General features: G+C 61.2%; 13 protein-coding genes. 12 read left to right on the plus strand and 1 reads right to left on the minus strand.

Translation table 11 applies throughout. From position 1 onward, the window contains the following. The first annotated feature begins 99 nt into the window (after positions 1-99). The 7 genes from J5J10_RS02195 (at position 100) to J5J10_RS02225 (ending at position 6,554) form a co-directional block, all read left to right on the plus strand. Positions 100-1,224: a BMP family ABC transporter substrate-binding protein gene (locus tag J5J10_RS02195; RefSeq protein ID WP_211928640.1), complete on the plus strand. Its 1,125-nt coding sequence runs from the start codon at positions 100-102 to the stop codon at positions 1,222-1,224. A gap of 21 nt (positions 1,225-1,245) precedes the next feature. After that, a complete protein-coding gene (locus J5J10_RS02200; protein ID WP_211928641.1) occupies positions 1,246-2,361 on the plus strand; it encodes an ABC transporter permease in 1,116 nt (371 codons plus the stop codon). Continuing rightward, a complete protein-coding gene (locus tag J5J10_RS02205) occupies positions 2,358-3,278 on the plus strand; it encodes an ABC transporter permease (RefSeq protein WP_211928642.1) in 921 nt (306 codons plus the stop codon). The genes J5J10_RS02200 and J5J10_RS02205 overlap by 4 nt, the downstream gene beginning before the upstream one ends. Before the next feature lie 73 nt (positions 3,279-3,351). Next, entirely contained in the window at positions 3,352-4,029 is a 678-nt protein-coding gene (locus tag J5J10_RS02210) for an isochorismatase family cysteine hydrolase (RefSeq protein ID WP_211928643.1), read from the plus strand. Beyond that, complete coding sequence (locus tag J5J10_RS02215) at positions 4,026-5,564, plus strand: ABC transporter ATP-binding protein (protein WP_211928644.1); 1,539 nt, start codon at positions 4,026-4,028, stop codon at positions 5,562-5,564. The genes J5J10_RS02210 and J5J10_RS02215 overlap by 4 nt, the downstream gene beginning before the upstream one ends. After that, the gene (locus tag J5J10_RS02220; RefSeq protein WP_211928645.1) at positions 5,564-6,229 is read left to right on the plus strand and encodes a cysteine hydrolase; all 666 of its coding nucleotides are present in this window, start codon (positions 5,564-5,566) and stop codon (positions 6,227-6,229) included. The genes J5J10_RS02215 and J5J10_RS02220 overlap by 1 nt, the downstream gene beginning before the upstream one ends. Then, positions 6,222-6,554, plus strand: coding sequence for a cupin domain-containing protein (locus tag J5J10_RS02225; RefSeq protein ID WP_211928646.1), 333 nt, complete (start codon positions 6,222-6,224; stop codon positions 6,552-6,554). The genes J5J10_RS02220 and J5J10_RS02225 overlap by 8 nt, the downstream gene beginning before the upstream one ends. Here the strand turns inward: J5J10_RS02225 and J5J10_RS02230 are convergent, their stop codons facing one another. Then, positions 6,555-7,199 carry a TetR family transcriptional regulator gene (locus J5J10_RS02230; RefSeq protein WP_211928647.1) on the minus strand — a complete coding sequence of 215 codons (645 nt, stop codon included), beginning with the start codon at positions 7,197-7,199 and terminating at the stop codon, positions 6,555-6,557. Between the two features lie 206 nt (positions 7,200-7,405). Here J5J10_RS02230 and J5J10_RS02235 point away from each other — a divergent pair, with 206 nt between their 5' ends. The 5 genes from J5J10_RS02235 (at position 7,406) to J5J10_RS02255 (ending at position 11,728) form a co-directional block, all read left to right on the plus strand. Next, positions 7,406-8,275 carry a shikimate dehydrogenase gene (locus J5J10_RS02235; RefSeq protein WP_211928648.1) on the plus strand — a complete coding sequence of 290 codons (870 nt, stop codon included), beginning with the start codon at positions 7,406-7,408 and terminating at the stop codon, positions 8,273-8,275. 114 nt (positions 8,276-8,389) lie between these two features. Next, on the plus strand, positions 8,390-9,385 hold the full coding sequence (gene dctP, locus J5J10_RS02240) for a TRAP transporter substrate-binding protein DctP (RefSeq protein WP_211928649.1): 996 nt from the start codon (positions 8,390-8,392) through the stop codon (positions 9,383-9,385). 66 nt (positions 9,386-9,451) lie between these two features. After that, positions 9,452-9,970, plus strand: coding sequence for a TRAP transporter small permease subunit (locus J5J10_RS02245; RefSeq protein WP_211928650.1), 519 nt, complete (start codon positions 9,452-9,454; stop codon positions 9,968-9,970). Continuing rightward, the gene (locus J5J10_RS02250; protein ID WP_211928651.1) at positions 9,967-11,268 is read left to right on the plus strand and encodes a TRAP transporter large permease; all 1,302 of its coding nucleotides are present in this window, start codon (positions 9,967-9,969) and stop codon (positions 11,266-11,268) included. The genes J5J10_RS02245 and J5J10_RS02250 overlap by 4 nt, the downstream gene beginning before the upstream one ends. A 10-nt stretch (positions 11,269-11,278) precedes the next feature. After that, complete coding sequence (locus J5J10_RS02255) at positions 11,279-11,728, plus strand: type II 3-dehydroquinate dehydratase (RefSeq protein ID WP_211928652.1); 450 nt, start codon at positions 11,279-11,281, stop codon at positions 11,726-11,728. Positions 11,729-11,760 lie beyond the last annotated feature (32 nt).

Here is an 11,760-nt window from a genome sequence, read left to right on the forward strand (position 1 = left end):
TATGGGTTACTCAAAGGTGAACGCGGAGCGCAATAGACAACCTGGGGAACCAGCGCCCGCCCGAGCATCCACTGTTCATCCTGATCCGGGAGATCCTTCATGAGCCAGTTTCTTATGCCGAACCGCCGACAGTTTCTGCGCCAGTCAGCCGGTCTCGCGGGCCTTGCTGCCGCCAGCAGCGCCCTGCCGTTCAACATAGCCCACGCGGCTGGCCTGACCGTCGGCTTTATCTATGTCGGCCCGAAGGACGACTACGGCTATAACCAGGCGCATGCCGAAGGGGCGGCCGCAATCAAGGCGATCGATGGCGTGACCGTGGTCGAGGAAGAGCAGGTACCGGAAACGGTCGATGTCCAGAAAACCATGGAGAGCATGATCAATTTCGACGGCGCCACGCTGCTCTTCCCGACCTCCTTCGGATATTTCGACCCCCACATCCTGACCATGGCGCCGAAATATCCTAATGTCCGCTTCGAGCATTGCGGCGGCCTCTGGACCCCGGACAAGCCCGCCAATACCGGCTCCTATTTCGGCTATATCGGTATGGGCCAGTATCTGAACGGCATCGTTGCCGGTCACATGACCAAGACCAAGAAGATCGGCTTCGTTGCGGCAAAGCCCATTCCGCAGGTCCTGCTCAACATCAACTCCTTCCTGCTCGGCGCCCGTGCCGTCGATCCCACGATCACCTGCCAGGTGATCTTCACCGGTGAATGGTCGCTCGCCGTCAAGGAAGCGGAAGCCACCAATGCGCTGGCCGATCAGGGTGTGGATGTCGTTACCTGCCATGTCGACGGCCCGAAGGTCGTGATGGAAACCGGCGCCGGTCGCGGCATGTTCCTCTGCGGCTACCACGCCAACCAGAGCCCGCTGGCGCCTGAGAAATATCTCACCGGCGCCGAGTGGAACTGGTCCAAGGTCTATACCGACATGGTCAACACGACGCTTTCAGGCGGCACCATCGACAACTTCGTCCGCGGCGGTCTTGCTGAGGGCTTCGTCAAGATGAGCCCGCTCGGACCGGCCGTCACCGAACCGGCGCGCAAGCAGTTCGATGCGACGCTTGCCGAAATCATGAAGGGCGGCTTCTCGGTCATCAAGGGACCGCTCAAGGACAACAAGGGCAATGTCATCGCCGCCGAGGGCCAGGCCTTCGCGGAAACCGATGTCGCGCTTGAAAGCATGAGTTACCTGGTCGAGGGCGTCGTCGGGTCCACCTCTTAAAACGGACGGGAGGGGCATGCCATGAGTGCACCGGCGGATTTTGCAAGCCAGCAGGGTCTGGCCAGACGCAGTGTCTCGCTTGCGACCATTCTGCGCTGGCTCGACCCGCTCTTCCTGCCACTGGCAGCGCTGCTTGCCGGCATGCTCCTCTTCGCCGTCTTTCTGCTCCTGATCGGCACCTCGCCGATCGAGTTCTACACCCTCGTCTACAAGGCGGGCTTCGGCACGTCCTTCTCCTGGACCAACACGCTTGCCCGCGCGGCACCCCTCCTTCTCGCCGCCCTCTGCGTCGCCCTGCCGGCCCGGCTTGGTCTCGTGGTCATCGGAGGGGAGGGGGCGATCGTGCTGGGGGGTGTCGGCGCCGGTGCAGTCGCCATGCTGGCCCCGGGTTTGCCGGGTCCGGTCGGGATTCTCGCCATGATGATCGCAGGTGCCTTGGTCGGCGCCATCTGGATCGGCGGCATCGGGGCTCTCAGGCATTTCCGCGGAGTGAACGAGACAATCTCCAGCCTGCTGCTGGCCTATATCGCGATCGCGCTCATGAACCATCTGGTGGAAGGACCGCTCCGCGATCCTGCCAGCCTCAACAAACCCTCCACGGCACCCCTGCCGGAACTCTACCGTATCGGTGAAATCCCCGGCATCGGTGTGCACTGGGGCCTCGCGGCCGGCATCATCGCCTGCATCCTTTGCTGGGCGCTGATCGAAAAGACGACCTTCGGATTTGCGGCCCGCATTGTCGGCGGCAACATCAGAGCCGCCCAGATCCAGGGTCTGCCGGCCGGCCTGTTGATGATCGGCTTTACAGCGCTCGGCGGCTCTCTCGCCGGACTTGCCGGCGCTTTCGAAGTGGCGGCCGTCCATGGCTCGGCCAATGCCTCACTTGCTGGCGGCTATGGTTATACGGGCATTCTCATCGCCTTCCTCGCCCGTCATAACTGCCTGGCGATCATTCCCGCCACCCTGCTCTTTGCCGGCTTCGAGGCGTCGAGTGGCCTCGTCCAGCGAAGGCTCGACCTGCCGGATGCGACCATCGTGGTCTTCCAGGGAATGATCTTCATCGCCATCCTCTTGTCCGACGCGTTCCGTGATCGCATCACGCTGGATGGCCTTCTGCTGAAGGGGAAGCGCGCATGACGGATATCGGTCTCTGGGGCGTGCCCCTTGCCATCCTCGGCGGCGCCATCCGTGTCTCCACCCCTTTCATCTTCGTCAGCATCGGCGAATGCCTGACGGAACGCTCGGGTCGCATCAATCTCGGCCTCGAAGGCACGCTCGTCTTCGGTGCGATGAGCGGCTATGCCGTCGCCTATCATACCGGCTCCGCCTGGGCGGGCACGCTCGCGGCGGCCCTCTGCGGTCTTCTTTTCGGCCTCCTGCACGGATGGATCTGCAAATTTCCCAAGGTCAATGACATCGCGATCGGCATCGCCCTGATGATCTTCGGCTCGGGCCTCGCCTTCTTTTTCGGCAAGCCCTACGTCCAGCCCGTCGCCCCCGATCTGCCCTCGATCCCACTCGGTTTCTGGTCGGATATCCCGCAGGTCCAGGCGGCCCTCAACGTCAACGTCCTCTTCCTCGTTGGCATCGCGCTCGCCTTCCTCGCCGCCTGGGTTCTGAAAAACACCCGAGTCGGCCTGACCATCCGCGTCGCGGGTGACAGTGCCGATGCGGCGCGGGCGCTTGGCATCAACGTCAACCGTGTGCGCCTCTTGTCGACGGCCGTGGGTGGTGCGCTGGCTGGCGTCGGCGGCGCCTATCTCTCGCTTTATTATCCCGGCAGCTGGAACGAAGGCATTTCCTCAGGCCAGGGCATGATGGCGGTTGCCCTCGTCATCTTCGCTCGCTGGAACCCGATCCATTGCCTCTATGCCTCGCTGCTTTTCGGCGGCGCGGGCGCTCTCGGCCCCGCACTTCAGTCGGTCGGCGTCACCCAGGGCTACTACCTCTTCTACGCCGCACCCTATGTGCTCACCCTTGGCCTCCTGATCGCGATCAGCTCGCGCACCCGGGCCATGGTCTCGGCGCCTGGCGAACTCAGCATCACCAAATAGGAGCAGGATCCATGAACGGACTTGGCGGTCTCAACAAGTCGCCCGAGGGCGTGGTCAACAAGGAGCCGGCGGAATGACGACCATTAAGGCAGACCCCTATCTCTGGCCCTATAACGGCGATCTTCGTCCTGAGAACACCGCGCTTATCATCATCGACATGCAGACCGACTTCTGCGGCGTCGGCGGCTACGTCGACAAGATGGGCTACGACCTTTCGCTCACCCGCGCGCCGATCGAGCCGATCAAGAAGGTGCTCTCCGCCATGCGCGCCAGGGGCTACCACATCATCCACACCCGCGAGGGCCATCGCCCCGATCTCTCCGACCTGCCGCCGAACAAGCGCTGGCGCTCGCAGCAGATCGGAGCCGGCATCGGCGATGCCGGTCCCTGTGGTCGTATTCTGGTGCGCGGCGAACCGGGCTGGGAAATCATCGACGAACTGGCCCCGTTGCCGGGCGAGGCGATCATCGACAAGCCGGGCAAGGGCTCCTTCTGCGCCACCGATCTCGAACTCATCCTGCGCACGCGTGGCATCGAAAACATCGTGCTAACAGGCATCACCACGGATGTCTGCGTGCACACGACGATGCGCGAGGCGAATGACCGTGGCTTCGAATGCGTCATCCTCGAGGACTGCTGCGGCGCCACCGATCCCGGCAACCATGCTGCCGCGATCAAGATGGTGAAGATGCAGGGTGGCGTCTTCGGCTCCGTCTCGGACAGTGAGAAACTCGTGAGTGCGCTGCCATGAGGGTCCCGGCCGACGAATTCAAAACACCCGATCACGCCATGTCGGTGGAAACCGTCGGCATGACCATGCGCTTCGGCAGCTTCACGGCGCTGAACGAAGTCTCGATCCGTGTCGCCGCCGGCTCCTTTCACGTGCTGCTCGGTGAGAACGGTGCTGGAAAGTCGACCCTCGTCAAGTGTATGATGGGATTTTACAAGCCGACCTCGGGTCAGATGATGGTCGAAGACCTCGAAGTCGAGATCCCCGCCCCCCGCGTCGCCCATGATATTGGGCTCGGCATGGTCTATCAGCATTTCACGCTCGTTCCCTCGCTGACCGCAGCCGAAAACCTCGTCATCAGCCGGGCCGATGCGCCGGCGCTGATCGACTGGAAGAAGGAGCGCCAGGCGCTCGCCGCCTTCATGGACCGGATGCCCTTCTCCGTGCCGCTCGACATCCCCGTCGGCCGGCTCGCCGCAGGCGAGAAGCAGAAGCTGGAACTCCTGAAGCAGCTTTATCTCGGCCGCCGTTTCCTGATCCTCGACGAGCCCACCTCTGTGCTGACACCGGCGGAAGCCGACGAATTGCTCGGCATGGTCCGGGGTTTGACGAGTGCGGGTGAACTCACCTGCCTGATGATCAGCCACAAATTCCGCGAAGTGACGGCCTTTGCCGACGAAGTCTCGGTCCTGAGACGCGGCGAATATGTCGGCGGCGGAAAGGTCTCCGACCTCTCGACCTCCGATATGGCGGCGATGATGATCGGTGAAAAGGAGCTGGTTAAGCCGGCCGCCCGCGTCGCCTACGAGGGCGTGCCCGTCCTCTCTGTGTTCGGCGTCAGGGCCCCGGATCGCTCCGGCCTGAAGACCATCGACATCGCCGATCTCACCGTAAAGTCCGGCGAGATCGTCGGCATCGCCGGGATTTCCGGCAATGGCCAGATGGAACTGATGGAGATCCTGACCGGCCAGCGGCCGCTGGAAAAGGGCGAGATCCGGGTCAAGGCGGAGCCCTATCACGCACGACGCGGCGAGGCCCGCAAGCTCAACGTCCGCTATCTGCCCGAGGAGCCCTTGAAGAACGCCTGTGCGCCGCGCATGACGGTGGCCGAGAATATCTTCTTCCGCGACTTTGACTTCAGTTCAGGCCGCGCCCAGTTCTGGCTCGATGGCAGCCGCATGCTCGAACAGGCGGGCCATCTGGTCGGCGAGTACAAGGTGAAGACGGCCTCGCTCCAGTCTCCGATCGCCTCGCTCTCCGGCGGCAATGTCCAGCGCGCGGTTCTCGCCCGCGAACTCACCGGCGACGTCGATCTCTTGATCATCACCAATCCCTGCTTCGGCCTCGATTTCTCGGCCGTTGCCGAAATCCGCGCCCGCATCATGGCCGCAAGAAATGCAGGCGCCGCCGTGCTCCTGATCTCTGAAGACCTAGACGAAATTCTCCAACTCTCCGACCGGATCCTGGTCATGTCGGAAGGACACATCGCTTACGAGACCCCAGCCGCAAACGCCGATATCGGCGAGATCGGCCGGCACATGGCAGGACATCACTGATGGCAATCATCCAGGCGCGCCCTTTCGACTTCGACCTCGATCGGGACCATGCGGCCCTTATCATTATCGACATGCAGCGCGACTTCGTCGAGCCCGGCGGTTTCGGCGAAACACTGGGCAACAAGGTCGCGCTCCTGCAGACAATCATTCCGGCGACGGCAAGGCTGCTTGCCGCCTTCCGCGCTGCCGGACTGCCTGTCATCCACACGCGCGAATGCCATCGTCCCGACCTGTCCGATTGCCCGCCCGCCAAGCGCGACCGCGGCAAGCCCTCTCTGCGCATCGGCGATCCCGGTCCCATGGGCCGCATCCTCATTTGCGGCGAACCCGGCGCCGACATCATTCCAGAACTCTATCCGGTCGAGGGCGAAATCGTGCTCGACAAGCCCGGCAAGGGCGCCTTCTACGCCACACCGCTTGGAGAGATCCTGGCCGAGCGGAAGATCCGCCAACTGGTCTTCGCCGGCGTCACCACCGAAGTCTGCGTACAGACCACCATGCGTGAGGCCAATGACCGTGGCTTCGAATGCCTGCTCGCGACCGACGCCACAGAGAGCTATTTCCCCGACCTCAAGAAGGCGGCCATCGACATGATCACCGCGCAAGGCGCCATCGTCGGCTGGGCGGCAACCGTCGATCAGATCGTGGAGGCGCTCGATGGGTGAGCCACTGAGCTTCGTCGACTTTCTCGGTGGCGGCTGGCAGCATTGCCGGTTCGAATATTTCCGTGAGGGCGTGGAAATCTGCCGTCTCGTCACCGGAGAGCCGGAAGTCGCTCTGCTGCGCTATGCACCTGGCGCCTCGGTGCCACGGCACCTGCATCAGGGACTGGAAACCATTCTGGTGCTGTCAGGTTCGCAAAGCGACGAATACGGCCACTACAGCGCCGGCTCATTCGTTGCAAATGCCGCCGGCAGCTCGCATTCGGTGACCTCGGAAGAAGGCTGTGTCGTGCTGATCCAATGGACGCGGCCGGTGAAGATTCTTTGATTAATCCGCGCCTGTGAGATATCCCAGCACTGCCTCTGCGATCATCGATTTGTGGCGCGCGTAAAGCGATGGTTCCGAGAGGTCTCGCTGAAAGATCATTCCGAACGTGTAGCGGTTGGACACACGGAAGAAGCAGAACGCGCTGATCAGCATGTGAAGGTCGATGGCGTCCGCCTTGCGGCGAAAGACGCCCTCGTCGAGGCCTCGGTCGATAATGTCCTGGATCGTTCGGATAACGGAGATGTTCAAGTCGGCGATTTCGCTCGATCGCTTCATGTGCATCGCGTGATGGATATTCTCGATGCTGACGAGGCGGACGAAATCCGGGTTCTGCTCGTCGTGGTCAAAGGTCGTGCTGATGAGCTGGCGCAGCGCCTCGTCAGGCTTCAGCTCGGACAGTTGAAGATCGGCCTCAAGCGAACGGATCTTGCGGTAGGCCCGCTCGAGCACGGCGAGATAGAGGCCTTCCTTGCTTCCATAATAGTAATAGATCATCCGTTTGGACGTGCGCGTCTTCTCGGCAATGGAATCGACGCGCGCACCTGAAAGGCCAAATTCCACAAACTCCTGGGTCGCAACGTCAAGGATATTTTCCCGCGTCTTCTCTGGATCGTTCCTCCGCGTATCCCCGGTCGTCTTTGTCATGTTCCTCCACCCCCGAGCGGAACGGGCCATCTTTAGCGGCTCTAATCCAGTCCTGATCCCGTTCATAGTACCGCAACAGACTGGTATCAACGGGTCATATATTGACACTAACTAGTTAGTACATTACCGATGAAGCCAGGGCGAGAGACGAAGCATCCAAGAACTCTCTCAAAACGAATGCGTCGAACAAACGCCGAAGGCGGGATATGAAACGAGCAGGGCTCATAGGTTTTGGCATACAGCGCTCGCTGACCCCAGCGATGCACATGCGAGAGGGCGAGGCCCAGGGTATCGAATACGGGTACGAACTGATCGACCTCAACGAGCGGAATCTGACGCCGGACGCATTGGAAAGCCTCGTGATCGATGCGGAGGAGAGGGGATTCTGCGGCCTCAACATCACCTATCCTTGCAAACAGAGGATCGTACCGCTGCTCACCGAGATGTCCGAGGATGCGCGAAAGCTCAGCGCGGTCAACACGGTCGTATTGCAGGACGGAAGACGCATAGGTCATAACACTGACTGGTGGGGTTTCGCCGAGGGAATACGGCGGCAGCTACCCGGCGCAGACCTCGGCTCCGTTGTACAGATAGGTGCCGGAGGTGCCGGTGCGGCGACGGCCTTTGCGATGCTCCAGATGGGCGCACGCGTCTTGACGATTTTCGATCTCGACAACATGCGGGCGCTTGACCTCACAGCCCTTCTGACAAGACTTTTCCCGGACGCCAAAATCAAGGCAGGCGATGATCTGGCGCAGGCCATGGCGGGCGCGACGGGACTGGTGCATGCGACGCCCATGGGCATGGACAAGCATCCCGGCCTTCCCTTGCCGGCGGAATTGCTCAACCCGCCACTCTGGGTCGCAGAGATCGTCTACTTTCCGCTCGAAACGGCGCTTTTGCAGGCGGCTCGTCGCCGTGGCTGCCGGGTTGCGAACGGTGGCGGCATGGCGGTTTTCCAAGCCGTCGGTGCATTCTCGTTATTCACCGGCCTGCAGCCCGACGCCGACAGGATGGTTGAGCACTTCAAAACACTCACCGGATACGACACCAGGAGTGTTGCACGTATGGCCTGAACGAAGGTCGATAAAGGCTAGAGCAGAACAAGAGTTTTAGTCGATCGGCCGCCCGGCCGGTCAGGGAGAAGAAGGTCCGAAGCCCGAGGAGGGGCAGGACGAGAGGAGGAAGACATGACGTTTAAAATTTCACGCCGCACGCTTCTGGCGGGTTCGGCCGCCCTGGGCGCCGCCCTGAGCACGGTATCGATCCCGGCCCTTGCTCAGGAACCCGTCACGCTGAAGCTTTCGGCGGTCTTTTCCGAGCAGGACATTCGTGCCGGCATGGTCAAGATGTTCGCAGAGGAACTCCAGGACGGGTTCAAGGTGGAGCCGTTCTATGGCGGCACCCTGTTCAAACAGGGTACCGAGCTTGTCGCGCTCCAGCGGGGCAATCTGCAGATGGGCAATATCGCTCCGCAGGACATCGCAAAGCAGGTCCCGGAATGGTCGGTCCTGACCTCAGCCTATCTGTTCCGCGATGCCGCTCACGTTCGGGCCTTCTTCGCAAGCGATGTGGGCGCGGAGTTCAAGAAGATGGCCGAAGACAAGGCCGGCGTTTACATTCTCGGCCCAACCTATTTCGGCGCCCGTCAGGTCGGACTGAAATCCGACAAGAAGATTAACACACCGGCGGACCTTTCAGGTGTGAAGCTTCGCATGCCGGGCGGCGACGCCTGGCAATTCCTGGGTGAGGCATTGGGCGCCAACCCCGTCCCGATGGCCTATGCCGAGGTGTATACCGGGCTGCAGACCGGCGCGATCGACGGTCAGGACAATCCGCTACCCAATGTCAAAAACATGAAATTCTATGAAGTCATGTCGCAGATCGTCATGACTTCGCACCTGATCGGCTATGACCTTCTGACCATTTCGGCGGAGACGTGGAAAAGCCTTTCACCCGAACAGCAGGCGAAGGTGCAGGCGGCGGCCGACAAGGCGATGCAGTGGAGTGAAGAGCAGCACCTGGCTCAGGAGAAGACGCTGGTCGATGAATTCAAGGCAGCCGGCCTGCAGATCTACGAGCCGGACATCGCTGCCTTCCGGTCGTTTGCCCAGGAAAAATATCTCGCATCGGATCTGGCGCAATCCTGGCCCGAAGGCATTCTGGAGAAGGTCGCTGCTCTCTGAGCGTGCGCGAGATACCAGCGAGCCGGCCTTGCGCCGGCTCGTCCGACAACCAGAAAGTCGACGTCCATGAATAACCGCCTTGCCAACTGGGGCCTCTGGCTCAGGCGCCGCGCTGAAAATCTGCTGGCGATGATGCTGCTCGCCATGTTCGTGATCTTCCTGCTTCAGATCACGTTCCGCTACGTGTTGAATCTGTCGATCGGCTGGACCCACGAGGCGAGCGTCGCGCTCTGGATCTGGATGGTTCTCTTCGGCTCGGCGTTTGTTGTTCGGGAAGTGGACGAAATCCGTTTTGATCTGTTCTGGGGGGCGGCGAGCGCTGGCGGACTGCGCATCATGCAGATCATCAGCTCCGTCTCGCTGGTGGCGCTTTTCATCTGGTCGCTGCCCGCCGTGATCGATTATGTGAGCTTCATGCAGGTCGAAAGCACGGCCTACCTCAAGATCCGTTTCGACGTCCTCTATTCCATTTACGTTGTCTTCGCGATCGCCATGATCATCCGCCATCTCTGGCTTTGCCTGCTCGCCTTCAGAGGGAAGGCGCCGGAAGGCTTTGACCCGACCAAAGCGAGCTCCGGCGTATGAACCTCACAAGTCCCTTCTCTCTTTCGATCGTTGCCATCACGGCTCTGGCGTTCCTCGGCCTGCCGATCGGCCTGTCGATGATCTGCGGCTCCATTCTCTATCTGGCGCTCGTCGGCGCAGACATGGGGATCGTCGCCGAGCAGTTTCTCAACGGCATGTACTCGAACTACGTCATTCTGGCCGTGCCTCTTTTCATTCTTGCCGCCGAACTGATGAATATCGGCTCGATGACCGAACGGCTGCTGTCGTTCTGCAACGTGCTGGTCGGTCGTTTCCGCGGCGGGCTTGCGCAGGTCAACGTCGTGCAAAGCATAATCTTCGCCGGCATGTCCGGTTCGGCGATCGCCGATGCTGCCGGTACCGGCAGCATGATGCAGAAGCTGATGACGCAGGGCGGCCGCTATACGCCGAGTTTCGCCGCTGCGCTGACGGCCGTGACCGCCGTCATCGGCCCCATCATTCCGCCGTCCATTCCAATGGTGATCTACTCGCTCGTCTCGGATGCGTCGATCGGCTATCTCTTTCTGGCCGGCATGGTGCCGGGACTGCTCATGGCGAGCTTGCAGATGACGCAGGTGGCGATCACCGCACGCCGCAAGAATTTTCCGGTCGAAGCGCCGGTTCCGCTGAAGGATATCCCGGGCATCACCTGGAGAGCAGCACCGGCTTTGTTCATGCCGGTCCTGCTACTCGGATGTATCTATTCTGGCATCACCACCCCGACGGAGGCCGCGGCATTGGCCGCCGCCTACGCGCTTTTCATCTCCGTGGTCGTCTATCGAAGCATAAGCTGGATCGCGTTCTACAGGGCAGTATTTTCGAGTGCGAAGACATCCGCATCCATCGGAATGCTCATCGCTGGCGCCCTGGTCTTCAACTATGTGGTGACCATCGAGAATATTCCCGAAAGCATCAAGACCGTGCTCATCGGCTGGGACATGTCGCCGGTCATGTTCCTTGTCTTCGTGAACATCGTTCTGCTACTGCTCGGCTGCGTCCTCGAAGGAACGGCGATCCTGTTGATCATCGTTCCCGTCTTCATTCCCACGGCCCAGGCGCTCGGCATCGACCTCGTCCACTTCGGAGTTGTGGTTGTCGTGAACATCATGCTGGGCCTTGTGACACCACCCTACGGACTGTTGCTCTTCATCGTTGCCAAGATTTCCGGAGCACCACTTCGCGACATCGTCCGCGACGCCGCCCCCTTCCTTTTCTGGATGGTGATGTGCCTTGGCGTGATCACCTTTGTCCCCGACGCCGTGCTCTGGCTGCCACGTCTTCTTGGCTACCAGGGCTGATGGAGAAACCATGACAGAACGCAAGCCGCTCTACATCCTCAATGGCCCGAACCTCAACCGGCTTGGCCGGCGCGAGCCGGAGATCTACGGACACCACACCCTCGCCGATGTCGAACTCTGGTGCCGGGAGGCCGCCGGTGAATGGCCCGTGATCTTCCGGCAGACCAACAGTGAGGAGAAGCTTATCGAGGACGTGCACGAGGCGATCGACGAGGGCGCGGGCATCCTGATCAATCCCGCGGCCTTCACCTTCACCTCTCTCGCACTCCTCGATGCCCTCAAGATGTTCAAGGGACCGATCATTGAGTTCCATATCAGCAATGTTCACCGCCGCGAGTCGATCTATCACAAGTCATTGGTTTCGATGACGGCAACCGCTGTCATGGCAGGTCTCGGGGCGGCCGGCTATCCGCACGCCGTCCGGGCCTTGAAGCTGCTCGTCGAGGAGGGAAAGCGCTGAAGCAGTCCGACTTCTGCGGTCATTTGGGAGAA

This window comes from Ciceribacter sp. L1K23, from assembly GCF_018122705.1.
In the GTDB taxonomy this organism is placed as follows: Bacteria; Pseudomonadota; Alphaproteobacteria; order Rhizobiales; family Rhizobiaceae; genus Allorhizobium.